Annotated in this window: 23 protein-coding genes; 12 read left to right on the top strand and 11 right to left on the bottom strand. The window is 72.6% G+C overall.

Annotation, left to right across the window (positions count from 1 at the left end):
• The first annotated feature begins 75 nt into the window (after positions 1-75).
• The gene (locus AB0C66_RS35080) at positions 76-1,005 is read left to right on the top strand and encodes a LysR family transcriptional regulator (RefSeq protein ID WP_362448336.1); all 930 of its coding nucleotides are present in this window, start codon (positions 76-78) and stop codon (positions 1,003-1,005) included.
• 51 nt (positions 1,006-1,056) lie between these two features.
• Positions 1,057-1,644: an STAS domain-containing protein gene (locus AB0C66_RS35075; RefSeq protein ID WP_362448333.1), complete on the top strand. Its 588-nt coding sequence runs from the start codon at positions 1,057-1,059 to the stop codon at positions 1,642-1,644.
• Here AB0C66_RS35075 and AB0C66_RS35070 read toward each other — a convergent pair.
• Together AB0C66_RS35070 and AB0C66_RS35065 are read right to left on the bottom strand one after the other, a co-directional pair.
• On the bottom strand, positions 1,555-2,541 hold the full coding sequence (locus AB0C66_RS35070) for a sigma-70 family RNA polymerase sigma factor (protein WP_362448330.1): 987 nt from the start codon (positions 2,539-2,541) through the stop codon (positions 1,555-1,557). The genes AB0C66_RS35075 and AB0C66_RS35070 overlap by 90 nt on opposite strands.
• Before the next feature lie 194 nt (positions 2,542-2,735).
• Entirely contained in the window at positions 2,736-2,984 is a 249-nt protein-coding gene (locus tag AB0C66_RS35065) for a DUF6296 family protein (RefSeq protein ID WP_362448327.1), read from the bottom strand.
• 275 nt (positions 2,985-3,259) lie between these two features.
• Between AB0C66_RS35065 and AB0C66_RS35060 the strand changes: the two genes are divergently transcribed.
• The gene (locus AB0C66_RS35060; RefSeq protein ID WP_362448381.1) at positions 3,260-4,159 is read left to right on the top strand and encodes an MBL fold metallo-hydrolase; all 900 of its coding nucleotides are present in this window, start codon (positions 3,260-3,262) and stop codon (positions 4,157-4,159) included.
• Positions 4,160-4,268: 109 nt separating this feature from the next.
• A complete protein-coding gene (locus tag AB0C66_RS35055; RefSeq protein WP_362448324.1) occupies positions 4,269-5,642 on the top strand; it encodes an FAD-binding oxidoreductase in 1,374 nt (457 codons plus the stop codon).
• 42 nt (positions 5,643-5,684) lie between these two features.
• Here the strand turns inward: AB0C66_RS35055 and AB0C66_RS35050 are convergent, their stop codons facing one another.
• Positions 5,685-10,133 (bottom strand): cation-transporting P-type ATPase, encoded by a 4,449-nt coding sequence (locus tag AB0C66_RS35050; RefSeq protein ID WP_362448321.1) that lies wholly within the window; start codon positions 10,131-10,133, stop codon positions 5,685-5,687.
• A gap of 45 nt (positions 10,134-10,178) precedes the next feature.
• Positions 10,179-10,733: a hypothetical protein gene (locus AB0C66_RS35045; RefSeq protein WP_362448318.1), complete on the bottom strand. Its 555-nt coding sequence runs from the start codon at positions 10,731-10,733 to the stop codon at positions 10,179-10,181.
• On the opposite strand from AB0C66_RS35045, the gene AB0C66_RS35040 reads away from it, so the two are divergent.
• The 6 genes from AB0C66_RS35040 (at position 10,726) to AB0C66_RS35015 (ending at position 16,925) form a co-directional block, all read left to right on the top strand.
• Entirely contained in the window at positions 10,726-11,031 is a 306-nt protein-coding gene (locus AB0C66_RS35040) for a hypothetical protein (RefSeq protein WP_362448315.1), read from the top strand. The genes AB0C66_RS35045 and AB0C66_RS35040 overlap by 8 nt on opposite strands.
• 300 nt (positions 11,032-11,331) lie before the next feature.
• The gene (locus AB0C66_RS35035; protein ID WP_362448312.1) at positions 11,332-11,904 is read left to right on the top strand and encodes a LuxR C-terminal-related transcriptional regulator; all 573 of its coding nucleotides are present in this window, start codon (positions 11,332-11,334) and stop codon (positions 11,902-11,904) included.
• 144 nt (positions 11,905-12,048) lie between these two features.
• Entirely contained in the window at positions 12,049-12,831 is a 783-nt protein-coding gene (locus AB0C66_RS35030; protein WP_362448309.1) for a hypothetical protein, read from the top strand.
• Entirely contained in the window at positions 12,828-13,592 is a 765-nt protein-coding gene (cseB, locus tag AB0C66_RS35025) for a two-component system response regulator CseB (protein WP_362448306.1), read from the top strand. Before AB0C66_RS35030 ends, cseB begins: the two co-directional genes overlap by 4 nt.
• Positions 13,593-13,594: 2 nt before the next feature.
• Positions 13,595-14,866 carry a HAMP domain-containing sensor histidine kinase gene (locus tag AB0C66_RS35020; protein WP_362448303.1) on the top strand — a complete coding sequence of 424 codons (1,272 nt, stop codon included), beginning with the start codon at positions 13,595-13,597 and terminating at the stop codon, positions 14,864-14,866.
• Between the two features lie 139 nt (positions 14,867-15,005).
• Positions 15,006-16,925 (top strand): transglycosylase domain-containing protein, encoded by a 1,920-nt coding sequence (locus AB0C66_RS35015; RefSeq protein ID WP_362448300.1) that lies wholly within the window; start codon positions 15,006-15,008, stop codon positions 16,923-16,925.
• Here the strand turns inward: AB0C66_RS35015 and AB0C66_RS35010 are convergent.
• Positions 16,897-17,259, bottom strand: coding sequence for a hypothetical protein (locus tag AB0C66_RS35010; protein WP_362448297.1), 363 nt, complete (start codon positions 17,257-17,259; stop codon positions 16,897-16,899). The genes AB0C66_RS35015 and AB0C66_RS35010 overlap by 29 nt on opposite strands.
• Positions 17,256-18,932 (bottom strand): cytochrome c oxidase subunit I, encoded by a 1,677-nt coding sequence (gene ctaD, locus AB0C66_RS35005; protein WP_362448294.1) that lies wholly within the window; start codon positions 18,930-18,932, stop codon positions 17,256-17,258. Before ctaD ends, AB0C66_RS35010 begins: the two co-directional genes overlap by 4 nt.
• A gap of 103 nt (positions 18,933-19,035) precedes the next feature.
• Here ctaD and AB0C66_RS35000 point away from each other — a divergent pair, with 103 nt between their 5' ends.
• Together AB0C66_RS35000 and AB0C66_RS34995 are read left to right on the top strand one after the other, a co-directional pair.
• Complete coding sequence (locus tag AB0C66_RS35000) at positions 19,036-19,599, top strand: sigma-70 family RNA polymerase sigma factor (protein WP_362448291.1); 564 nt, start codon at positions 19,036-19,038, stop codon at positions 19,597-19,599.
• Positions 19,596-20,576 (top strand): CU044_5270 family protein, encoded by a 981-nt coding sequence (locus tag AB0C66_RS34995; protein WP_362448288.1) that lies wholly within the window; start codon positions 19,596-19,598, stop codon positions 20,574-20,576. The genes AB0C66_RS35000 and AB0C66_RS34995 overlap by 4 nt, the downstream gene beginning before the upstream one ends.
• A gap of 34 nt (positions 20,577-20,610) precedes the next feature.
• Here the strand turns inward: AB0C66_RS34995 and AB0C66_RS34990 are convergent, their stop codons facing one another.
• From AB0C66_RS34990 to AB0C66_RS34970, 5 genes are all read right to left on the bottom strand, one after another.
• Entirely contained in the window at positions 20,611-21,399 is a 789-nt protein-coding gene (locus AB0C66_RS34990) for a DNA-formamidopyrimidine glycosylase family protein (protein WP_362448286.1), read from the bottom strand.
• A 91-nt stretch (positions 21,400-21,490) separates the two neighbouring features.
• Entirely contained in the window at positions 21,491-22,783 is a 1,293-nt protein-coding gene (locus AB0C66_RS34985) for a nucleotidyl transferase AbiEii/AbiGii toxin family protein (protein ID WP_362448283.1), read from the bottom strand.
• A complete protein-coding gene (locus tag AB0C66_RS34980) occupies positions 22,780-23,448 on the bottom strand; it encodes a hypothetical protein (protein ID WP_362448280.1) in 669 nt (222 codons plus the stop codon). Before AB0C66_RS34980 ends, AB0C66_RS34985 begins: the two co-directional genes overlap by 4 nt.
• Positions 23,448-24,206: a Mut7-C RNAse domain-containing protein gene (locus tag AB0C66_RS34975; RefSeq protein ID WP_362448277.1), complete on the bottom strand. Its 759-nt coding sequence runs from the start codon at positions 24,204-24,206 to the stop codon at positions 23,448-23,450. Before AB0C66_RS34975 ends, AB0C66_RS34980 begins: the two co-directional genes overlap by 1 nt.
• A 120-nt stretch (positions 24,207-24,326) precedes the next feature.
• On the bottom strand, positions 24,327-25,376 hold the full coding sequence (locus AB0C66_RS34970) for an amidohydrolase family protein (RefSeq protein ID WP_362448274.1): 1,050 nt from the start codon (positions 25,374-25,376) through the stop codon (positions 24,327-24,329).
• Positions 25,377-25,405 lie beyond the last annotated feature (29 nt).

Below are 25,405 nucleotides of genomic sequence, written 5' to 3'. Positions count from 1 at the left end.
TACGGCGGCCGACCGTCGCTTGTAACCTTGGCGCCCCTGAGACATAACTTCAAATGCAACTTATGCAAGGAATAAGTGCACGTGACGCAATCAAGGCTGGACCTCAATCTGCTGGTCGCCCTCGACGCCCTCCTGGAGGAGGAGAGCGTGAGCGGCGCGGCGCTGCGGCTCCATCTGTCGAGCCCGGCGATGAGCCGTACGCTCGCCCGGATCCGCACGGCGCTCGGCGATCCGGTGCTGGTGCGTGCGGGGCGGCGGATGGTGCCGACCCCGCGGGCGCTCGCGCTCCGCGAGGAGGTGCGCGAGATCGTGGAGCGGACGCGGGCCGTGTTCACCCCCGCCGGGGAGCTCCAACTGGCCACGCTGGAGCGCACCTTCACCCTGCTGGCGGACGACGGACTGCTGACCCTCATCGGGATGGGGCTGCTGGAGCGGATCCGGCGGGAGGCACCGGGTGTCTGTCTGCGGCTGGTCCCGGAAGGACCCGGAGAGTCGTCACTCCTGCGGGAGGGGCGCGCCGATCTGGAGCTGGGGGTGTTCCACGATCCGTCGCCCGAGGCCCGGGTGGAGCATCTGGTCACCGATGACAACCTCGGGGTGGTCCGCGGCGGCCACCCACTGCTGTCCGGGGCCGTCACGCCCGAGCGCTACGCGGCGGCCGACCATCTGTCGGTCTCCCGCCGGGGGCTGCTGCGCGGCCCCATCGACGAGGCGCTGGGCGAACTGGGGCTACGGCGGCGGGTGGTGGCCTCGGTACCGACCTTCGCCGCGGCCCTGCTGGTGACGGCCGACAGCGATCTGGTCGCCCGGGCCGGGAGGCTGCTGGCCCGGCCCCATATCGAGCGGCTGGGGCTGGCCACGTTCGAGATTCCGCTGGAGCTGCCGAGGCTGCCGATCGGTCAGCGGTGGCATCCGCGGTACGACGCGGATCCGGCCCACATCTGGCTGCGTGGCCGCGTCCGGGAGATCGCGGGAGCGATCGGCTCGGGGGCCGGCGGCCGATGACTTTTGCTCAGACCACGGGTCTGTGCTGATGAACACCACAACAGGAGGTGGATGTTGGCCGGTCCCGAGGACAAGCCGCCGCGCCGTACGGGCGCCTGCGAACCACCCGGCGGGCCGCCGGCGCCGCCCCGGCCCCCGGCCGTCCTGGTGCTGGACGGGCCGGTGGGGCGGGCGGAGGTGCCGCTGTTGTGCGCACGTCTCGGGGAGCTGGCGAGCGGCAGCGGTCCGGGACCGGTGACCGTGGACGTGGGCGCGGTGGGCCGCCCGGATCTGTCCATGATCGAGGCCCTGGCCAGGCTGCGGCTCACCGCCCGGCGGCTGGGCCGCGGGATGCGGCTGCGGAACGCCGGGGGCGAGCTGCGGGAGCTGCTCGGCTGGGCCGGGCTCGAGGACGCACTGACCGACGGGCGGCAGGACCCGGACGGGCGGGACGGCCCGGACGGACGGCAGGACCCGGACGGGCGGGACGGCCCACAAGGCGAGCGGGACGGCCCACAGGGCGAGCGGCAGAGTCGAGGGGAACGACGGGAGCCAGAGGATCCAGGAGATCTACGGGCCGAGCCGCTCGGGGAGCCCGAAGAGGGGGAACAGGCTCTGGGTGTCCAGGAACGAGTTGAGCCCGGTGATCCGCCCGTCTGATATCTCCAGCACCTGAAGCGCCCACGCCTCATGCCCGCCGTCGGGGGCCTGACGGTACTGACCGAACGCGGGCGTGCCGTTCGCCACCGTGGGGACCAGCCGGGAGCCCCGGCATCCGGCGCCATGGCCCACCAGCCACTGGCGGATGTGCTCATGGCCGCGCAGCCACAGCTCGTACGGCGGCATGGACAGGGTGGCGTCCTCGTGCAGCAGCGCGGTGAGGGAGTCCAGGTCGTAGCGCTCGAACGCGTCCACATAGCGGGTGAGCAGCGCGCGCTGGTCGTCGTCCAGCGGCTTCACCGGGTCGCTGGCGCTGATCTCACTGGCGGCGAGGGTGGCCCGCGCGCGCTGCAACGCGCTGTTGACCGAGGCGACGGTGGTGCCCAGGAGCTCGGCGACCTCGCTGGCCTTCCAGGCCAGCACCTCGCGGAGGATCAGCACCGCGCGCTGCCGGGGCGCCAGGTGCTGGAGGGCGGCGATGAACGCCAGCCGGACCGAATCCCGCTGGGCGGCCACCTCGGCCGGGTCTCCCCCGTCGGCCAGCACCTGGCCGTCCGGGACGGGGCCGACCCAGGTGGCCTCCGGCTGCGGAGTGAAGGTGGTGGGGTACGGGGTGGCGGCGGAGGTCAAATCCATCGGGCGGGCGCGGCGCTTGCTCCCGTTCAGCATGTCCAGACAGACGTTCGTGGCGATGCGGTACAGCCAGGACCGCAGGGCCGAACGCCCTTCGAAGCGGTCCAGGCCCCGCCAGGCGCGCACCATCGTCTCCTGGACGGCGTCCTCCGCCTCGAAGGCCGAACCCAGCATCCGGTAGCAGTATCCGGTGAGCTGCACCCGGAAGGGCTCCAACTGGAGCTCGACACCGGCCGTACTGTCCACAGCGGCGACATCACTCATGGAAGACTCCCTGCCGCGCGGCGAGCCACCCGACCAGCCGCACCGTCGATCCTTCTCCGGTTCCTGTGAGTGCACCGTATAGCGCGGGTCTGACAATCCACCCCGACGTGCGTGAACACCGGACATGACGGGCGCGTCGCCTCGTGTCCCGGGCGCTGCCGCACCGGCACAGCCACACCGCCGTGGCCGGGCTCTCAGGCCACCGGGCGGGCGGTCACGGCGGAGGAGTGCACCTGGTGCCCGCCACTGGCGATCATCCGCACCTCGGCGCGGTCGCTGATCTCCGCCCGTACGATCCCGGTGTCATCGGCGTACACCGGGTGTCCACCGGGTCCGCTGCTTTCCGTGCGGTGCACCACGACCACGTCCTCGGCCGCCGTGTCCACCGAGGTCAGATCGCCCAGATCGACGAAGATCAGTTCGTATCTCTCCTGACGCCCCATGACGCCCTCCTCCCGCGCCAAGGTGGCCCCCTGGCTTACAAACCGGGACATTCCACCCTATCGGACGCCTCCCTCCCCGCACGACCGCACAGCGCTGATCACGGCTTTTGCCCAGATATGCGCCCGGCTGTGCGAGGAGGACCGAGAGACGCCCGCCCGGAAAAGCACAAGGTCGGCCCCTCCTTCCCCGCCACGGCAGCCGTGGGATACCCCTGAACGAAGGCGCCCACGACGCGCGCCCCCGGCGACCGGAGGAGAAGACCACCGTGAGTGACATCAGCGACAGCACGGCGCCCGGCGAGGAGCGCGGCGCCTGGTACGTCGACGAGCGCTGTACCAACTGCGACGTCGCCCGGCAGCTCGCCCCGGGGCTCATCGGTGAGGCCGAGGGCCGCTCCCGGGTGCTGCGCCAGCCGCGCGACGACGCGGAGAGCGCGGCGCTGTACGCCGCCGCGTTCGCCTGCCCGACCCGCTCGGTCCGCCGCTCCGGGGGCCGTGTGGCCCCCGCATACGATCCGTTCCCGTTACGGCTGGACGACCGGGTGCTGCTGTGCGGGCACCACTCCCCGCACACGGCCGGTGCCACCTCGTACCTCGTCCGGCGCCCCGGCGGAACGGCGATGATGATCGACACACCCCGGTTCGCGGAAGGGCTCGCCGTACGGTACGAGGAGCTCGGCCCGGTCACCGACGTACTGCTCACCCACCGCGACCACACCGCCCACGGCCGCCGCTGGGCCGACCGGCTCGGGGCCCGGCTCTGGATCCACGAGGGCGATCTCGACGCCGCGCCGGACGCCGACCGGGTGCTGCGGGGCACCGACCCGGTGGAGGTCGCCGACGGGGTCACCGCCCATCCGCTCCCCGGCCACACCGAGGGCAGCGTGCTCTATCTCGCCGACGGCCGTTACTGCTTCAGCGGCGACAGCTTCTACTGGTCCCGCACGACCGCCGATATCGAGGTGGCCGAGAGCGTCACCTGGTACTCCATCGAGGAGTTGGCGGCCTCACTGGCGCGCACGGCCGACCGGCTCCGCTTCGAGTGGCTGCTGCCCGGCCACGGCGACCGGCGCCACCTGCCCGCCGAGGAGATGGCGGCCCGGCTGCGGCGGCTGACCGCCCGGGTCGCCACACTGCGGCCCCGGCCCATCGACTTCACCGCCGTCCGGTGGTGAACCGTGAACCGCGGATGAGCGCCGACGCGCGCCACGTGTCCCCCGCCCGCTACGGTGAGGGGGAACAACTCCCGCTCCCCCGGCCACCGGCACGGAGGTCATGATGGGCATGGACGCGCGGGAAGCGCGGCTGGACGGCACGCTCGTCGAGCGCGGCGACCCGGACTACGAGCGACTGTGGGCGCGCATGGTGTGGAACGGGCGCAAACCCGCGCGGTACCCCGAAGTGATCGTGACGGCCGCCTCGGAACGGGACGTCCCGCGCGCGGTCCGGCTGGCGCGCTCGCGTTCGCTGCGCGTCAGCGTGCGGTCCGGCGGGCACAGTTGGTGCGCCTCCTCACTGCGCGAGCGCAGTCTGCTGCTCGATCTGTCCCGGCTGCGCGGCCTCACCGTCGATCCGGACCGTCGCACCGCCGAGGTCCAGCCCGGCGTCACCGGAGGCGAACTCGCCGCGGAGCTGGACCGGTACGGGCTGCTCTTCCCCTCCGGCCACTGCCCCTCCGTGGCGGTCGGCGGCTATCTGCTCAGCGGGGGACTCGGCTGGAACCCGGGGGTGTTCGGCCCCGCGTGCGCCAGTGTGACGGGGATCGAGGCGGTGACGGCGGACGGAGAGGTGGTCCGCTGTGACACCGCGGAGCACCCCGGGCTGTTCTGGGCGGCACGCGGCGCCGGTCCGGGATTCTTCGCCGTGGTGACCCGGTTCCGGCTGCGGCTGCGTCCGCTGCCGTCGGCGATCACGACCACCGCGTACTCCTTTCCGCTGGCCGACGCCGAACCCGTGGCGCGCTGGATCACCGGGGTGGCCGAGGAGCTCGATCCGAGTGTCGAGACGGGGCTGACGCTGGCCACCGCCGGACCGGACGTCTCCGGTGCCTCGCCGCTCCCCAAGGTGGTGTCGGTGACCGCCACCGCCTTCGCGGACTCGCGCCAGGAGGCCCTGCGGTCGCTCGCCCCGCTCCGGGACTGCCCGTTCGCCCACCGCGCCCTGTCCCGGCGGGAGGAGGAGCCGACGACGATGGCGACGATGTACGACGGCTGTGACGCGGTGTGGCCCCGGGAGCACCGCTACGCGGTGGACACCCTGTGGTCGGACGAGGACCTGGGCAGGCTGATGGCGCTGTGCGGTGAGGCGATGGCGAGGGCCCCGTCCGAGAAGTCCCTCTTCCTGGTGCCGCTCGCGCCCGCCTCGCGGAAGCCGGAGCTGTGGCACGATATGGCGTTCTCCGTGCTGGGCCGCAACTATCTGGTGTCGTACGCGGTCTGGGCGGATCCCGCCGAGGACGGTGCCCAACTGCGGTGGCTGCGGCGGACGATGGACATGCTCGAGCCGCTGGGCACCGGCCACTACATCGCCGAGGCCGACCTCCCGGCCGGGCTCTCGCGTGCCGAGCGGTCGTTCACCCCGGATGGCTGGCGGCGGCTGGAGGCGCTGCGGGAGCGCTACGACCCCGACGGGGTCTTCCCTCCGTGCCTCCCCCGCTGACCAGCCGCGGGGGTGTTGTCGCCAGGGGTGCAGTCGGGGGCGTTATGCGTCCTCGTCCTCCGATCCGGGCCGCTGGAGGGCCAGTTCACGGGCGAACGGTGTCAGCGCCGACCCGAAGAGCGTGGCCGCCGCGATCGAGCCGAGGGTGATGCCCCAGGCCAGCGGGCCGAGCGGGGTACAGCCGAAGAAGTGGCTGACGCCCGGTGTCTGGATGATGGCGGCGAGGATCGCGGCGGAGCCCAGGCCCGCGATCAGCACATGCCGGTCCAGTCCGCCGGTGGCCAGGGTCTGCGCCAGCTGGGTGCCGACCAGCGCGGCCAGTGCCACCGTCCGGGCCCGTTGGCGGCGGCCGGTGAGCCGAGCACCGGTCCACGCCATCCCGGCACCGGCGGCCGTGATGAGGCCGCGGAGCAGCATCTCCTTGGTCAGCGCGGTGCCCAGGGAACGGCTCGGGCCCTCCTTGAGCAGCCGTTCGCCGGTGTGGCCGGTGGGTTCGCGGACCGCGATGGCCAGCGCCGGGGCGAGGTCGGTCAACAGGTTGACCAGCATGATCTGCCGGGCGCTCAGCGGGGTGCTGCCGGTGAGCGCGGAGGCCAGCACGCTGAAGGTGACCTCGCCGAAGTTGCCGCCGATGAGGATGGCGAGCGCGGCCCGCACCGACGCCCACATGGCGCGCCCCTCCATCAGGGCCGACACGATGGTCTCCAGCCGGTCGTCTGTGACGACCAGGTCCGCGGCGGCGGTCGCGGCGGGGGTGCCGCGCCGTCCCAGCGCGATGCCGACGTCCGCGAGCCGGATGGCGGGGGCGTCGTTGGCGCCGTCGCCGGTCATCGCCACGACCCGGCCCAGCCGCTGGTAGGCCTGGACGATCCGGACCTTGTGGTGGGGACTGCACCGGGCGATGACATCCACCGTGGGCAGCAGCGCGTCGAGTGCGGTGTCGTCCATCTCGTCCAGCTCGGGCCCGGTGCACACCTTCGGGTCGGGGGTGTCGATGACGGTGGCGGCGATGGCGTCCGCGGTGGCCGGGTGGTCCCCGGTGAGCATCACGGTCTGCACACCCGCGTCGCGCAGCCGCGCGGTGGCGGGGGCGGCGCCGGTGCGGACCGGGTCGGCGAGCGCGATGAACCCGAGGAACACCAGGTCGCCCACGGATTGGTCGGTGAGCTCCTCGCCCGTGCGCATGGGGCGTTCGGCCACCGCCAGCACACGGCGTCCGGCACCGGCCAGTTTCTCGGCGGCCGCGGTCAGTTCGCGTACGGCGGCGTCGTCCAGTTCGGTGGCGGCGGGCTGGCCCGGTGTCTGCCGCCGGACACAGCGGCCCAGCACCCCTTCCGGCGCCCCCTTCACACTGAGCAGGGTGCCGCGGACAGTGGTTCCGGCGGTGGCGTGGTAGGCGCGGGAGGGTTCGAAGGGCAGCGAGTCGGTACGCCGCCAGCGGGGCGCGCCCCGGCGCACGGCGACCCCGGCCCGGCGGGCCCCGGCGACGACCGCGCGGTCGGTCTGGTGGGCCATGGGCTCCGACTGCCGGGCGGGCGGGGTGGCTCGCAGGGCCGCGGCGAGCACGCCCTTGCTGGGTGAGTCGAGCCGGTCGGCGGGGAGCGGGCCACCGCCGTCGCTGACGGCGGCGAGCTGGAGGGTGCCCTCGGTGAGAGTGCCGGTCTTGTCGAAGCACAGCACCTCGGCGCGGCCGAGCGCCTCGATGGTGCGGGGGTTGCGGACCAGGGCGCCGAGATCGGCCAGTCGGCGGGCGGCGGCCAGTTGGGCCGCGTTGACCAGGAACGGAAGCCCTTCGGGTACGGAGGCGACGGCGAGGTTGACCGCGGAGGCGAGGTTCTCGGTGAGCGGATGGCCGTGCAGCAGTCCGGCGCCGGAGACGGCGGCGGCCGATCCCAGCGCGATGGGCAGACTGGACCGGGTGAGCGAGGTCAGCCGGGCCTCGACGCCGGTGACGGGGGCGGCCTGGCGGGCGGTGGCCAGGCTCCGGCCGACCTCGGTGGAGGGTCCGATGGCCACCACGACGGCCTGGGCCCGCCCGGCCGAGACGGTGGTGCCCTCGTAGAGCATCGAGGTGCGCTCGGTGAGGTGTGCCGCGACCACCGGCGCCGGGTCCTTGGCCACCGGCAGGGACTCACCCGTCAGCGACGATTCATCGACCTCCAGGCCGTCGGTCTCCAGCAGCCGGCAGTCGGCGGGCACCACATCCTCCGGGCCCAGCGCGATGATGTCCCCGGGGACCAGGGCACCGGCCGTGACCAGGCGTTCGGCACCGCCACGGCGTACCCGGGCGCCGACCGCGGAGCGGGCGAACAGCTCCGCGAGCGCCTTTTCCGTCCTGACCCGCTGGAAGCCCCCGACAAGAGCGGAGGTGCCGGTGATGGCGGCCACGAGTGCGGCGTCGGTGCGTGAGCCCACGGCGGCGGCGAGCGCGGCCCCGGCGGCGAGGACGGGGGTCAGGGGGTTGGCCAGCTCCTCGATGAACGCCGAGGGCAGATTGGTGCCGGTCGGTTCACCGGTGCGCGGGCTGACCCCGGCGCGTACGGCGGCCTGCTCCGCGCTCAACCCGTCGGTGCCGGTGCTCAGCCGCTCCAGCACCCGGGGCACGGGCATCAGATGCCAGGGGGTGGTGGTCACCGGCGGCACCATGGGGCGGGCGAGCAACTGCCGGGCGCGCCAGGCTCCCAGGCCGAAGGCCATGGTCCCGGCGGCGGTGCCCGCGCCGGCGCCGCGGGCCGTGGCCTGGCGGGGCGGTGCCTTGAGGGCGGCGACGGCGCCGATGCCGCTGCCGCTGGCCGAGAGCAGGGCGCTCTCCCGGTCCACCCGCGCGGCCACGCCCACGGCGTCCACGATGAGCCCGGCCGATTCCAGATCCGCGCCGACCAGCAGATGGGCGCCCCAGGCCGGGGGCTCGCCCTCGCGGTGCACCCCGACACCGCAGTCGGCGGCGCCCAGCGCCCGGCGGTTGCCGGAGAGCAGCAGCACCCTCGCGCCCTCGGCCTGGAGGGCGCGTACGGAGGCCACCAGGCGGCGGCCGGCCGGGGCCACCGCGTCGGCGAAGGTGAAGGCCGTCGGATGTGGACGGTCGGTGGCCAGGACGATCCGCGCGCCCGCCCGGCGGGCGGCGGCGGCCACCGCCTCGGCACCCGGGACCGCCTGGGCGGCCAGCCCCGCCACCGCCTTCAGGCTGCGCCCCTCGGCCAGGCCGAGCACCCGCTCGGCGCCCTTGCGGCGGAGCTTTCCCGCGGCCTTCTGGCCGTTGCGTCCGGTCAGCTCGAGCCGGTCCAGCGGGCCGAGCACCCAGCCGTCGTCCCGGCGGAGCTCCAGGGGCGCGTCGGGGTCGAAGAGGTCGAAGAGCCGCTCGGTGGTCCGCTCGGGGTCCGCGCCTCCGAGGAGCTCCAGGTCGATGGGTTCGTAGCGGTCGCCCCGGAGCGCGGCCTCGTCCAGTACGACGGTGTCCACCTGTCCCAGCCGCCGCAGGGAGCTGCGGTCCATGGCCAGCACCCCGCGCAGCGCGAGGAACCGGCCGAGGCTGGTCGCGAACCCCTCCCGGCCGGCGCCGGGCGCCTTGGGGATGGACGAGAACGCGACGGCCAGGCCCCGGCGGGGTCCGGCGAACGGCATGCTCAGCGCCCCGGCCAGCGCTCCGGCGGTCATGGAGCGCTCGGCGAAGACCTCCATGCGGTCCCTGGGGACGGGCCCCGGGCGTTCGACGACGATGGGCTCGGCCACCACGTCCTGGGGCCCGTGCACCAGCTGCGGTTCCATCGCCGCCCATGCCTCGCCCTCGGCGCTCGCCTCCCGCCACAGGGCCATCCGCTCCAGGAGGTCCAGGGCGAGTCCGCCGCCCCGGGTGGCGATGCCCTGGGTCAGCGCGCTGAGCACGGGCAGGGTGGCCTGGGTGGGCTCCCCGCGGGTGAGGGCCAGGGCGAGCCGCCGCAGCCGCGGATGGTTCTGGATCGCGGACACGGTGGCGCCCACCTCGGTGGGCAGTTTCAGCCACGGTGTCAGGCGCAGCGCGGTGGCCACGCTCAGGCCCACCACATCGGCGGCCAGGACGGACAGGGACTGGGCGTCCCTGGGCCCGCCCGAGGGGTGGCGGGCCTCCGGCGCCCATTCGTCGAACTCGTCACCGGGGGCGGTGGCCGCCTGCGCTTCCGCCCGCTCGACCAGCGCCGTCAGCTCCAGCTCGGACGGGGGCGGGGAGGCCACTGCCACGACGACCCGCTCGGAGGGCGCGTTCACCCGGGCCCACAGCACCCGTGCGTGCTCCTCGAGGGCCCGCTCCACCCGCCGTGCCACCTGCTCCCCGCCGATGCCGTGCACTCCGTGCACCTCGATGTAGTAACGCCCCGGGTAGGACCAGATACCGCGCTCCGTGGAGCGGATCAGCCGCCCTACGGCAGCGGCGGCGCGCGCCCCGGCGGACACGCTGTCCGTGATCGGCGACAGCAGGGATGACATGGGCAGATGCAGTCCAGACAGCGGTGACATCGACGAGACCTCCGCTCCCCGGGCAGCCTGCCCGGTTCATCACGATTACCCTGAAAAGGGAAGAAGATTCCGACGCTCATCACGTGTGGACGTGAGACAAGTGACCACTCCCACCAGTTCCGGCCGGGGCGGTTCCCCGGCGACCGCGAAGGCAGCGGCGGGCTCCGGCGGTACGCCGGCGAAGTCCCGGGCCGCGCCCAAATCGGCACAGACGAAGGCGGCACAGACGAAGACGGCCGGTACGGCCACCAGGACCGGCGCCACGGCGAAGTCCGGGGGCGGCGGCCGGGCCAAGAGCGGCACCTCGACCGGGGCGGCCACCAAGCGCGCCTCAGCCGCCACGGCCAAGAAGACCGCGTCGACGGCCAGGAAGAGCGCGTCGACGGCCGCGGCCAAGTCGGCGACGGCGGCCAAGAAGAGTGCGTCAACGGCCAAGTCGACGGCCAAGACGGCATCCAGGACCGCGGCCACGTCGACGGCCAAAACGGCCAAGGCGGCGAAGACATCGGCCGGGCCATCGGCCAAGAAGACGCGGAACACGAAGGCCCAGAAGACCGCGAAGCGCTCGCAGACGGCCAAGGCGGCCAAGGCGATGTCCACCTCGCGCAGCGACGGCCTGCGCACGGTCACCGTCACCATGCCGACGCTCAAGACCGTGGGCCACGCCACGACCCGCGCCGCCGGTGGCGCCGCACACGCGGCCATGATGCCTTTCAACGTCGCCCGCCGGGTGCTGCCCGCCAAGGGCGGACTGCCCCTGTACGCGGGGCTCGGCGCACTCGGCGCCGTGGAGGTGCTCGAGTGGCCGGTGGCGGTCGGCATCGGCGTGGGCTACGCGGTACTGCGCCGCGGTGGCGCCATGGCCCCACCGTCCGGGACCCGCAAGGCCACGGCCTAGCGACGCCGCCCCCGTACACCGGCTTTCCCCGTACACCGGTCCGTACCGGTACCCCCTGCCGGACGGTGCGTCAAGGCGCCGTCCGGCCAAGGGCGTTCGGGCATAAACGGTCACGCGTACCGGGGAAACGGTCACGGGGATTGGCCCAGATCATTGGTATACACCCAGAAGCTCATCTAACACCCGTCACGCGAACTCCCCAGGAAAGCGGTGAGCCCCTTGGCCGTCCCCCACAGTGCCCGGGTCGTACCCGGCCGAGCCGTTGCAGCAGTGCGCGCCGCCCCACGGCACGCCACCGGCATGGCCACTCTCGCACCCGGTCTCCAAGTGCTGGCCGCGGACCACGACTTCTTCCGTCATTTCGGAGGCTCTTCGGCCGACCTGTGCGGCCGCCATCTGTTCGACCTGCTGCACCCCAGCGCACCGGCCGTGCTACGGGAGCACTTCTCCCGGCTGCACGATGGGCGGCGTACCCGCTTCACCGAGCGCGTCATGGGCTACCGCTCACGTGACCACGTCTTTTCCGGCGAACTGACGGGCACCGCGATCCAGGGCCGGTCCCACCGGCTGTCGGCCATCGTCGTGCTGATCAAACCGGATGACGTCCGGGCCCACGGCACACTGCCCGGCCAGCGCACCCTGTTGTCGCCCCTGGAGGCTCGGATACTCGAGGGCGTGGCGACCGGTGCCTCGACGCAGGAACTGGCCGGGAAGCTCTATCTGAGCCGACAGGGCGTGGAGTACCACGTGGGGTCGATGCTGCGGAAGCTGAAGGCCCCCAACCGGGCGGCTCTGGTCGCACGGGCGTATGCCGCGGGGATGCTGACGGTGGGCACCTGGCCCGCCACGGTGCCGCCGGACTTCGTGAAGTAGGGCCCGGCCCGACCCGCCCCGAGCGGAGATTCGGGCATGATCCGGGCAGCGTTGTGGTGGCCGACGGGCACGTCCCGTCGGCCATCAGCCGTTCTTGCCCCGATGTTCCGGGCGCGGAGAGGCGCTCAGTAGGCTGGCCGGGCTATGCACTTCTCCCCCTCCGAGCGGCGCGCGGCCCGGCTCCCCCTCCGGGCCCGGCTGGCGCGTGGTGTCCTCTGCGTTCTGGTGGCGGGCGGTGTGGCCGCGGGCGTGGCCAACTGCGCGCCTCCGGCCGGGCCGCGCGACGGCGGCCCGGCGCCCAGGCTGTCCGCGCCCACCAGCGCCTCCCCGCTGTGGCCCGATGACACCCCGGCGCCCGGACGACCGGACAAGGCCGCCCCCACCTACGCCCGTTATCTGCCCCTCGAGAAGGTCCGGGTGCCCAAGGCCGGGGTGACCGCGCTGTCGGCGAAGAACCTGCTGATGCTCGACCCCAATGTGACGTCCTTCGTCCAGATGTCGGTGAAGCCGTGCCCGAAGTCGTACTGTCCGCTGCGCGAACCCGAGTACCGCGATCTGACCGGGGACGGGCGGGACGAGATGGTGGTCGCGGTCGATCTGCCGAAGTTCGACCGGACGTTGTTGGAGATCTACGCGGTGTCGGGACGGACGGTCCGGCCGATCCTGATCTTCTGGGGCCCACTCGGTCTCGGCGGTGACACCTACGGCCGCGATCTGCTGATCACCGCGACCAGTGCCACGGGCCGCTACACCACCCGCTTCCACTGGAACGGCGAGGTGATGGCGGCCGTTACACCGGACGGGACCACCAGCCCGCCGGAGGGCCTGCCCCCCGACGTGATCGGCACACCCGACCCCGGACTGGCCCCGCGGGACGGCTCCGGCAGCGGCCCGGACACCAGCACGGAGACGAGGAAGAAGCCATGACCCCCGCCTTCCCCCCGCCCGGGTCCGTGAACGTCCCCGGGGCCACGTCCGAGGCGCGCATCCTGCTCGTCGAGGACGACGAGGTCATCCGCAACACGGTGCGGATGGCGCTCGGGCGCTACGGCTTCACCGTGCACACCGCGGGCGACGGCCTCACCGGCCTCGAGGTCTTCCGTGAGGTACAGCCCGATCTGCTGCTGCTGGACATCATGCTGCCCGAGCTGGACGGTATCGGACTGTGCCGCAGGGTCCGCGAGTTCAGCCTCGCCCCGATCCTGATGATGTCCGCCCGGGGTGATTCGCTGGACGTCGTCTCCGGCCTGGAGGCGGGCGCCGACGACTATGTGGTCAAGCCGTGCGAGAGCGCGGTGCTGGTGGCCCGGATCCGTTCGCTGCTGCGCCGTGCCTCGTTCGCCCCGGTCGTCCGCGCCGGGGCGGCGGGCCGGGCGGACGGCGCGGAGCCCCAGGACGAGCCGGACAGCCTCGTGTTCGGGGATCTGACCATCGACACCCGGGGCATGGAGGTGCGGCGCGAGGGACGGCCGCTCGCGCTGACCCCCACCGAACTGCGGATGCTGCTGGAGTTCGCGGGTTCACCGGGCGTCGTCCTGGAGCGCCGGACGCTGCTCAGCCGGGTCTGGGACCATGCGTGGCAGGGCGACACCCGGGTGGTCGACCTCCATGTGCAGCGGCTCCGGGCGAAGATCGGCGCCGAGCGGATCGAAACGGTCCGTGGCTTCGGCTACAAGCTGCGGCGCTGACCATGGCCCTGCGATGGCGAATCGCCGCGCTGGTGGCGGCGGCCACCTGCACCGTCGCGGTGGCGATCGGTGTTCTGGTGCACCACGCCTCACGGGACCGGGAGCTGTCCCAGGCGCGGGACGCCGCCCGGACCACCCTGGACCGGGCCGCGCTCATCTACGCCCGCACCGGCGGCGTCCAGGGTTCCGGTGCCGTCATGGACGCGCCCGAGCTGCCCGGCGGTCTGCGGCGGCTGGTCGAACGGGGCCATCAGGGCACCCAGTTCACCAGCGGCTCCGGCGGCCCCGCGATGTGGGCCGCCCGCCCCGCCCCCGGCGGCCGGGTGCTCTCCGTACATGTCGATATGAGCACCCCGATGCGGGACATCGGCGCACTGGACACCAACATCATCCTGGCCGGTCTGATGAGCACCGCCGTGGTGCTGCCACTGGGAGTGCTGACCGCCGAGCGGATGAGCCGTCGGCTGCGCACCGCGGCGGCCACCGCGCGCCGGATCGCCGCCGGTGACCTGGACGCCCGGATCTCCGCCGACACCCGGCCCCAGGACGAGATCGCCGAGATCTCCGGGGCCGTGGACTCGATGGCGGCGGCGCTCCAGGAACGGCTCCGCGGTGAGCAGCGGTTCACCGCCGATGTCGCGCATGAGCTGCGCACCCCGCTGATGGGGCTGGTCACCGCCGCCGAACTGCTGCCGCCCGGTGAGGCGGCCGGTTATGTGCGGGACCGGGTGCGGGTGCTGAGCACCCTGGTCGAGGATCTGCTGGAGATCTCACGGCTGGACGCCGGGGCGGAGGAGGCGGATCTGTCGCCCTGTCCCCTCGGGCCCCTGCTGGAGGAGGTGATCGCCCGCACGGGTCTCACCGCCCGGCTGCGCACCCCGGCGGCCGGGCCGGAGGACACGGACACGGCGGCGGACGGCGCGCGGGTGTGCACCGACCCCCGGCGGCTGGAGCGCATCGTGTCCAACCTCGTGGTCAACGCCCATCGGCACGGCCGGGAGCCGGTCGAGGTGACGGTGGCCGCGGACGGCAGGACGGTGACCGTACGGGACCACGGCTCCGGCTATCCGGACGACCTGCTGGACAACGGTCCGCAGCGGTTCCGCACCGGGGTCCGCGAGCGCGGCCGCGGCCATGGCCTGGGGCTGACGATCGCGGTGGGTCAGGCCCGGGTGATCGGCGCGGCGCTGGAGTTCGGCAACGCGCCGGACGGCGGTGCGGTGGCCACGCTCCGGCTGCCCGCAGCCCCGGCCCACACGCCGATACCGGACTGATACACGGTCGAGAGGCAGTCGAGGGACGGCCGATCCCGGGCCGAGTTCTCGTGGTGCGGATCCGAAGATCTTCCCTGCGGAGGATGACGGCGGCCCGCCGCGCACTCCGTTCGGCGGGATCGACGGAGGTGCTCCCGGTATGACAGGTCCGCTGACCGCTCTACGCGCACGGCGCTCGCCGATTCCGGCGGAGGCACGCGAGGCGACGCGGACGGACGGTCCCGGGCACGCGAGACGGCGGCGCCCGAAGCGGCCGGTACGGCGGACCGGGATACGCCGCCTCTTCACCTGGCGGAAGCTGCTGGCCTATGTCGTCTCCCTGCTCGCCCTGCTCATCGGGGCGTTCACGGTGCTCTACTACTCCATCGACATTCCCCGGGCCAATGCCCAGGCGAAGGCGCAGAGCAACGTCTACAAGTTCAGCGACGGTACGATCCTGGCCCGCACGGGCGAGATCAACCGGGAGATGGTGTCCATCAGCCGGGTGCCCAAGCCGGTGCAGCGCGCCTTCGTCGCGGCCGAGAACAAGTCCTTCTACCAGGACTCGGGCGTCGATCCGATGGGTGTGGCACGCGGCTTGGTCAACACCATGACCGGGAAGGGCACACAGGGCGGTTCGACCATCACCCAGCAGTACGTCAAGAACTACTACCTGAGCCAGGAACAGACCGTCAGCCGCAAGATCAAGGAGCTGGTGATCTCGCTCAAGGTCGACCAGCGCAACGCCAAGGACGACATCCTCGTCGGGTATCTGAACACCAGTTACTTCGGCCGGGTCGCCTATGGCATCCAGGCCGCGGCCCGCGCGTACTACGACAAGGACGTCGATGACCTCACGGTCGAGGAGGGCGCCTATCTGGCGGCGCTGGTGCAGGCCCCCAGCCAGTACGACTGGGCGGTGGCGAGCAAACAGGGCAAGCGGCGGGCCGTACAGCGCTGGAACTATGTGCTGAACAACATGGTCGAGATGGGCTGGCTGGACCGGGCGGAGCGGGAGCGGATGCGCTTCCCGGTGCCGGTCGAGCCCAAGCCCGCCCCCGGCCTCGGCGGCCAAGCCGGATATCTGGTCGACGCGGCCCGCAGCGAGCTGATCGCCTCGGGGGTGAGCGAACAGGAACTCGCCGCCGGAGGCTGGACGATCACGCTCCATATCGACCCCGCCAAACAGCGGGCGCTGGAGGAGTCCATGACGTCGGCGCTCGGCAAGCCCGGTGCCGGCGGCAAGCGGGGCAGGGATACCAAGAACGTCCAGGGTGGCGCGGTTTCGATGGACCCGAGGAACGGCCGGGTCCTCGCCCTCTACGGCGGCCGGGACTACACCAAGCACTACGTCAACAACGCCACCCGCGGTGACTACCAGGTGGGTCCCGTCTTCGAACCGGTCTTCACCGCCGCGATGATGCAGGGCAAGGAGCGCGGCGCCCCCATTCCCAGCTCACCGGCGGCGACGCGCCGCACCGCCGAGGCCCTCGGCATGGACACCGAGGGCGATGGATTCCGGTCCCACCAGGCGGTGCGGCTGGGGCTGATGGGTTCCAGTCCGCTGCGGATGGCCGGGGTCTACGCCACATTCGCCCAGCACGGCAAGCGGGTCACCCCGTCGCTGGTGAAGTCCGCCGTACGGGGCGAGGAGAAGGCGGATCCGCCGGCCGCGGTGGGCGACCGGGTGGTCGACCGGGCCACGACCGACATGATCACCAACCGACTGATCGAGGACGAGGAGCCGTCCGCGGCACACCCCGTCAACCGGCCCTTCGCGGGCAAGGGCGGGGTCTCCGACGACAAGAAGGCATCCTGGTTCATCGGCTACACCCCGCGACTGGTCACCTCGATGGCGCTGTTCGGCGAGGACCCGAAGACGCGCAAGCAGATCAGGCTGGCGGGCACCGGCCGCGACGACCAGGTGGCCTCGCTGTGGAGCTCCTACACCGAGGAGGCGCTGCGCGGGACTCCCCCGTCCAGCTTCGACTTCCGCCCCGGGACGGGGACGGTGCACACGACGCCACCGTCCCTGCGGCCCGGGACCCGGACTACCCCGCCGCGAGAGCCGGAGCTGTGACGGCGAGGAAGAGAAGCAGGGCACATCCCGCCAGCAGGCAGGCCAGCAGCAGACGGCGGCGCAGCGCCCGGTAGACCTCCCGGTACTCGGCGCGGAGTTCATCACAGCGGCGTGCCATCTGGCGCAGATTCTGCTCGGTGACGGTCAGCTGCTCCTGGACGTAGTGGCGTTCGACCTCCGCCCGCTGGGCGGAGGTCAGCCAGTCCAGCCGCCCGGTGAAGCGGCGGGCCCGCTCCCGTGCGGTATCCCGTTCCCGGTGGAGCAGCAGATAGCCCTCGATGTCGTTGATTCCGGCGGCGACGCCCCCGGATTCGGTGGCTCCGGCGGTGCTCACGCCACGACCTCCTTCCGGTCGGCGTCGGGGTGGAGATCGGGATGATGGAGGTCGAAGGCGGGGGATTCGGAGCGGATCTTCGGCAGCACGGCGAAGTTGTGGCGCGGCGGGGGGCAGGAGGTGGCCCACTCCAGCGAACGGCCGTACCCCCAGGGGTCGTCGGTCCCGACCTTCTCACCGTATCTGGCGGTCTTCCAGACGTTGTAGAGGAACGGCAGGATCGACAGGCCCAGTACGAAGGAGCTGATGGTGGACAGCGTGTTGAGCGTGGTGAAGCCGTCGGCGGCCAGATAGTCGGGGATCCTGCGGAGCATTCCTTCCGCGCCCAGCCAGTGCTGGACCAGGAAGGTGCCGTGGAAGCCGATGAACAGCGTCCAGAAGGTGATTTTCCCGAGCCGCTCGTCCAGCATCTTGCCGGTGAACTTCGGCCACCAGAAGTGGAAACCGGCGAACATCGCGAACACCACGGTCCCGAACACCACGTAGTGGAAGTGGGCCACCACGAAGTAGGTGTCCGAGACGTGGAAGTCCAAGGGGGCGGAGGCCAGGATGACACCGGTGAGTCCACCGAAGACAAAGGTGATGAGGAAGCCGATCGCCCAGAGCATCGGGGTCTCGAAGCTCAGCGACCCCTTCCACATCGTGCCGATCCAGTTGAAGAACTTGATACCGGTCGGGACCGCGATCAGCAGGGTCATGAAGGAGAAGAACGGCAGCAGCACGCCGCCCGTCACATACATATGGTGCGCCCAGACCGTCACCGACAGACCGGCGATGGATATCGTCGCGGCGATCAGCGAGATGTAGCCGAACATCGGCTTGCGGGAGAAGACCGGGATGACCTCGGAAATGATCCCGAAGAACGGTAGCGCGATGATGTACACCTCTGGATGGCCGAAGAACCAGAAGAGGTGCTGCCAGAGCAGTGCGCCGCCATTGGCCGCGTCGAAGACATGCGCCCCGAATTTCCGGTCCGCCTCCAGGGCGAACAGCGCGGCGGCCAGCACCGGGAAGGCCAGCAGCACCAGCACTCCGGTGAGCAGGACGTTCCAGGTGAAGATCGGCATCCGGAACATCGTCATACCCGGGGCGCGCATGCAGATGATCGTGGTGATGAAGTTGACCGCACCGAGGATCGTGCCGAAACCGGAGAAGGCCAGACCCATGATCCACATATCCGCGCCCACACCCGGGGAACGGACCGCGTCCGACAGCGGGGAGTAGGCGAACCAGCCGAAGTCGGCCGCGCCCTGCGGAGTGAGGAAGCCGCCCACCGCGATCAGCGAGCCGAAGAGGTACAGCCAGTACGCGAACATGTTCAGCCGCGGGAACGCCACATCGGGCGCACCGATCTGCAACGGCATGATCCAGTTGGCGAACCCCGCGAACAGCGGAGTGGCGAACATCAGCAGCATGATCGTGCCATGCATGGTGAACGCCTGGTTGAACTGCTCGTTCGTCATCAGCTGTAGACCGGGACGGGCCAGCTCGGCGCGCATCAGCAGCGCCATGACCCCGCCGATGCAGAAGAACGAGAACGAGGTGACCAGATAGAGGGTGCCGATCGTCTTGTGGTCGGTGGTGGTCAGCCACCGGACGACCGCGGACCCGGGCCGGGTGCGGCGCGCCGGGAGGGCTTCCGGCGGCGCCGCGACAACAGTGTTGTGACTCATGCCCGGTAGGTGTCCGGCACTGTTCGGATCGTCACGGAGGGCCGCTGAATTTTTTCTTTTCCAGAGGTGTGATGATCGGGGCTGTGCCGGACACCAACGGATCATGAGCACCGACGAAGCCTTCGACGCCGCCTATCGCCAGCATTACTGGGCGGTCAGCCGCTTCGTGGCACGTCGCCTCGGCGATCAGACGGCGGATGTCGAAGAGGTCGTCGCCGAGGTCTTCGCGGTGGCCTGGCGGCGCCGTGGTGAACTACCCGAGCCGCCCCTGCCCTGGCTGTACGGGGTGGCCCGGCACTGCCTGGCCAACACCGTGCGCGGCCGCGGCCGTTATCGCAGACTGCTGGCCCGGCTGGGCCATCACGAGATGACCCGTGGCCAGCGCACGGTGCCGAGCCCGGACGCGGAACGGCCGGGCTCCTGGGTGCTGGAGGCGATGGCCCGGCTCGGCGAGGCCGACCAGGAGGTGCTGCGGCTGACGGCCTGGGAGGAGCTGTCCGTGGACGAATTGAGCACGGTGCTGGGCTGCGGCCGGTCGGCTGCGGCCATGCGGCTGCACCGGGCGCGGCGGCGGCTGCGAACGGAGATCGATCAGTTGCGACGGACGGTCCCGGCCGTGCGGGGATGCGCGGGCGGCACGGCGAGCGACAAGGACGGACGGCCATGACCGATGAACTGGAACTCCTGCGCGGTGCCGATCCCGTGTCCGCGGAGACCGGGCCCTGGCGGGACCGGCCGCTGGACGCCCGCGCCGAACTCCTGCTGCGGAGGCTGGGCCTCCAGCGGCGGCGCCGTACGGTCCGGTTCAGGCTGCTCGCCGTCGAGGGCGTGGCGGCGGCCGCCGTCCTCGCCCTCGCGCTGACCGTCTCCGACGGCGGCTCCACCCCCGCGGTGGCCGCGCCCCGTCCACTGGTGGCGCACACCTCGCGGGCCGATGTACCGCTGGCGGAGATCGCCCGGCGGGCACGGGCGGCGGCCGAGGCGGCCGAGGGCAGGAGTGTGCGGGGCAGCCATGTGCAGCGCTGGTCGATGGCGATGGAGTCGGGCAAGGACGCGCGGCCGCCGGTCACGGCACCCGTGGAGTCGGTGACCACATGGAACGCGGACGGCAGCGGCACCCTGCTCGAAGTGGCCACCGACCCCCGCTATCCGGGCCGTCCGGTCATCGACGACACGACACCGCCCCGTACCGTCCATGACGGCAAGGTGCTGCACCGGGAGCACTATCCGAAGGGCACCTACGGAGCCAACGAGGACTACTTCGAGGCTCCTCCGGCCGGTGTCGCCGCGTTGCGCTCCTATCTCGCCGCGTGGCTGCCCGGTGCGGACGAGGACCCGGTGTCGCTGCTCTCGGCGGTCGAGTCGTTCCGGTCGGTGTGGACTCCGGGCCCGCGCCAGATCGCCGACATCGCCACCCTGCTGTCCCGGGTGGAGGGGATGCGCCCGGCGGGCCGGGTCACCGACCGGCTGGGGCGGGAGGGGCAGGGGTTCCGGATGCCCGGTGTCAACGGCGGCCGGTATCTGGTCATCCTGGACCCGGACGACGGACGGCTGCTGGATATCGAGCTGACGACCACCCGGGCCGACCCCGAATACCGGCTGAAGGCGGGCGCGGTGATGTCGTACACGGCCTGGCGGGACTGACACGCGGGCGGCCGGCCGCCGGGCACCGGCCGGGTCAGCCGCCGTCCGGCTGGCAGTGCGGGCACCAGGTGCTGGTGCGGCCCGCGATCCGGCCGCGGCGCAGCGGACGGCCGCAGCGCGGGCAGTGCGGATCGGGGTCGTCGCGGTGGCCGGTGAGCCAGCCGGACCGGGCGGGCACCTCCCCCACCCGTACGGAGGTGCGCAGCACCTGGCGCATGGCGGTGTGGAGCCGTCGGCGTGCGTCCGGGTCCAGCGCGCCCGCGCGGTGCCGGGGGTGGATCCGGGCCCGCCACAGGATCTCATCGCCCAGCAGATTGCCGAGTCCGGCGACGACGGACTGGTCGATCAGGGTGGCCTTGACGCTGCCGCGCCGGTCCGCCAGCCGGGCGTCGAGTCCGGGCCGGTCCAGGGTGAGGGCGTCGGGTCCCTGAGGGCCGAGCACGCGGTCGGTGTCGGCGTCGGTGGCGGCGAGCCAGATGCCGCGCAGCTTGCGCTGGTCCTCGTAGCCGAGCCGGTGGCCGTCGTCGAGGGTGAGGGCGACCCGCTCGAACCGGCCCGGCGGAGCGCCGTCCTCGGCGCAGACGAGACGTCCGGTCATGCCGAAGTGCAGCAGCAGCGCGGGGCCGTCGGTGGGGGCGATCAGCCACTTGCCGTGCCGCCGGGGCGCGGCGAAGCGGCGGCCCTCGAGCTCGCGCCGCAGCCGTCCCGGGGTCACACCGTGCAGCACGCCCGCGTCGGACACCTCGACATGTGCGACGCGGCGGCCCTGTGCGCAGGAGGCCAGCGTCCGCCGGAACCCCTCGACATCGGGCAGCTCGGGCATGACGCCAGCCTACGCACGGGCTCCGTGCCACGCATGTGCGCGCCCGGGAGCCTGCCCGCGCCCGCGAGCGCGTCCGTCGGCGGGGAGCCGGTCAGCGCAGTTCGTCCAGGACGGCCGCCCACCACTCGGGGTTCTCCCGCCACAGGCGCCAGCTCTCGTGGTGGTCCACCACCGTGCGCAGGGCCTCCTGCGCATCGAGGGTCCCGCGCCCGGCGAGCTCCCGCACGATGACCACGGTCGCCAGCAGCCCCTCCCAGCCCCCCGCCGCCAGATGGCGGAGGGTGTCCGCCGGTGGCGCGGAGGACGCGCGGGCACTCTCCACCAGCGGCTCCAGCCAGCGTGCCCAGCGCTCGTAGCGAGTCTCGCCGGGCGGCTCGGCCTCGGCGAGGAGGGGCGCGAGCGCGGATGCCAGCCGCGCCGCGTAACCGTCCGGGTCGTCCTCCACCCAGGGGTACTCGGCGGTGAAGTGTTCCCAGCCCTCCGCCACGCGCAGCGTGTCGGTCCACCAGGAACCGGCGGGCCGCAGCCCGTCCACACCGGTGCGGACGAAGGTGTCGCGCACCAGGGCGTACGAGGGCGGGGTGCGCTCGGCCAGCAGCACCGCGTCGTAGAGATCCTTGCCCTGCGGATGGAAGTCGCTGACCAGCCACAGCAGCTTCCAGGCCAGGGACAGCTCCGGGGAGGCGGCCGGCAGGCGGCAGCCGGGACCGTCGCCGAGGGGGCGCAGCCGGGTCGGTACCGGCGGGGCCGGAAGCGGCTCGTTGAACACCAGGTCGAGCTGGACGGTGCCGCCCGCGGTTCCCGGCGCGGTCCAGGGCAGCAGCATGCGGCGGCCCGGCACCCGCTCATAGCTCCAGATGTCCTCGGTCACCCGGCCCCCGGCGTCGATCCGCACCGCGCCACCGCCGCGGGCGGCGGCCTCCGCGTCGCGGGCGATACCGTCGAAGAGACCGGCCGTGCGGGGGTCGGCCAGCTGCCAGCCCTGGGGCACGACGACGAAGTCCAGATCGCCCGGATCGCGGGCGGCGTCCCCGAACCAGGTGGCCATCAACACACTGCCGCGCAGCATCAGATGGTCCGCCCAGGGGCCGTCCGCGACGGCCGCGAGCACCGTGTCCAGTACGGTGCGCCGGGCGCGGTGCCAGTCACGCGCCGACGCCTCGTCGGCGAAGCGCGGTTCGCCCGCCCGGAAGGCGCGGCCGAACTCCTTCAGCGCGGGATCGAAGACCGCCGTGCTGCGCAGCCCCTCCGGGGTCGGCAGCAGCGTACGCGGCAGTTCGTGCCGTCGGCGCACGGTGTCGTCCAGCGGGGTGTGCGGGATCTCGGGGGTGTTGCTGCCCCATATCGCTTCCCAGGTGGGTTCGGGCTCCGGCGGCGATGTCATGGTGTGGACTCCTCGGTGAGCCAGCCGTCGTCCAGGCCGAGGTTGGTGTCATGGAGCACGAACTCCCGTTCCACCTCCAGCGGTGGGAGACCGGCCGTGCGCACGGTCCCGAGCAGCGCGGACAGCCGCCGCTCGGCGGTGGCGCGGCCGACCCCGTGGCAGCGCTGGGTGAGGAACCGCTCCTGCTGTCCGTCGGCGCGGACCCGGCGGGCGTTCCATGACACATGGGCGCCGTGCGGAACGGCGAGGCGGGCCAGGGGTGTCCGGTCCCGCTCCACCGGCAGCAGCAGCTTGATGTGGTGTTCGAAGTAGCGGCCGGGGCCATGGACGGCCGCCGCGAGGTCGTCCTGGGGAACCCCGGCCGCCCAGGGCGCGGCCTCGGTTTTGATCCGCACCGGGCGGAAGCCGTCCGCCACCAGTTCGGCGGCCACCCGGTCCGTGGTGTCCCGCCAGACCGTGGCCGGGCCGTCGCCGCGGAGGTTCAGCATGGGCTGGGAGGGCGTACGGCCACGGGCGAGCACGATGTGGGTGAAGCCGAATCCGCGCGCCGCGGCCCAGGCCGCCAGCCGGTCGGTGGCGGACGCGGGGCAGGCCACGGTGATGTGGCTCTCCAGCGCGCCGCGTATGTCGGGGAGTGCGGGGGCCGCCCCCGGAGCGGTGGCCATCAGGGGGCCGACGCCTCGGAGCGCGGTGGCGCCGCGCCGCCGAACTCCTCGACGGCTCCCGCGACGATGGCCTCCAGCCGGGCGTGGTGGGCGCCGCGCCAGTAGACGCGCTCACAGGCGGTGCAGGCGGCGAAGACGTCGTAGCTGCGCCGGGTGCCGTGCTCAAGACGCTCCCGGACCATCTCCTTGTCGGCGTCCTCCAGCGGTCCGTTGCAGGCGGTGCAGCGGGTCCATGGCGCGAGGCGCGGGGCGAACCGGCCGAGCACATCGCGCAGTTGCTCCGCGGGGCGGTCGCTGTAGACATACGCCCCGGCCCACAGCTCACGTCTGCGCAGCAGCCCCCGGTCGCGGGAGAGCATCACCCGGCGCTGGGCGGCGGAGAGCGCGGCGAGCGCCGGATCGCCGATGTCCTCGCTCTCGTACGCGGCGTCGACGCCCAGCAGCCGCAGCCGCCGCGCGAGCGTGCCCAGATGCACATCGAGCAGGAAGCGCAAGGGGGCTCCCGGCACCGGCTGGGGCCGGACCACCGGACGCACCTCGACGCTCTCCCCCGCCCGCGGCACATGGGACACCGGGGTCTCCCGGCCGTCCACGAGCAGTGCGCCGACCTCGGTGAGCGGAACCCCGACCGACTCGACCACGTGCCCGAGGGTGGAGGCTCCGTCGGTGACGAGGGCGAGCTCTCCGCGGCGCCGTTCGGGGGCGGCGAAAAGCCGCAGCTCGGGGGCGATGCTGAGGTGAATCTCCGGTCCGTTCACACCGCCAGCATGCCAGGGTCGGGGGTGCCGGGGCGATCGGATCGACCACCGGTACGGGGCCGTCCGGCCCCGCCGCCTCCTCGGCGGCGGGGCCGGTGCACGGCTGTGCCGTCCGGGCGATCAGACCCGCGCCGTGGCCCGGGACAGGGCGGGCAGCAGACGGCAGGCGTTGTCCCTGTTGATCCCGCGCCGCTGGAGCTCGTCGAGCGCCGGGTCGTCGTCGAGGGCGGGTGCCGTGACCTCCGTGACGACGCGGGCCGGGGTGGGCGGCCAGTCGCTTCCGTAGAGGATCCGGGAGGGGTCCACGGCGGTCAGCAGACTGGGGGTGGCGGAGGGCGACATGGGCCCCGCGGTGTCGTAGTAGAAGCGGTGCAGATAGTCGCGGACCCGGGAGCCGTCGACCTTGGGGGTGAGCTGGTCGCCGAAGGTCTCCAGGCGGCTCGCGAGGTAGGGCAGGAAGCCACCGCCGTGCGGGAGGATGAAGGAGAGGTTCGGGTAGCGGTCCAGCGTCCCGTTGACGATCAGGCTGATCGCGGCACGTGTGGTGTCCATCAGGAAGTCGCACAGGAACGGCGGCACCCCCGGCAGCCCGGCCTCGTCGCCGGGTACCTCCATGGGATGGGTGCTGATGACGGCGGAGCGCTCGTCGAGTTCCGCCAGCAGCGCGTCATGGGACGGATCGCCGAGGAAGGTCCCGCGGACACTGGTGCGGGTGCTCACGCCGATCGCGCCGAGCTCGTCCATGCCGTACGTCACCGACCAGCGGGACAGCTCCATGTTGTCGAGGAAGACGGGGGTGAAGAAGGCGAAGCGCTCGGGATGGGCGCCGACCAGGTCGCTCGCGGACCGCAGTGCGACGCGGGCGCTCTCCTTGCGCAGCGCGGGCTCGCGCAGCCGCCCCAGCATGGCGACGGTGAGCACACTGGTCCGGATGCCCGCCCGGTCCATCAGGGTGAGCGCGCTGTCCAGGTCCCACCGGGTCCACCAGGGGAGCTTGCCGCGCTGGACGATGTCCTTGCTCTCGGCCCATTCGAGCCATTGCGGTGCGGTGTAGTGGTGGTGGACGTCCACCCGTGACCGCCGCGCGTCATCACCCGGCGGTGTGCCGGGGCGGTCCGCCGGGACGGTGTCGTCGACGACTGCGGTGTCGGACGTGTTGAGCGGGGTCATCGGACTCCTCGGGAACGTGAGGGGGGCGG

Source organism: Streptomyces sp. NPDC048636, assembly GCF_040650655.1.
GTDB lineage: Bacteria > Actinomycetota > Actinomycetes > Streptomycetales > Streptomycetaceae > Streptomyces.
The sequence above is the reverse complement of the archived record's forward strand: the minus strand, read 5'-3'. Positions and strand labels throughout refer to the sequence as shown.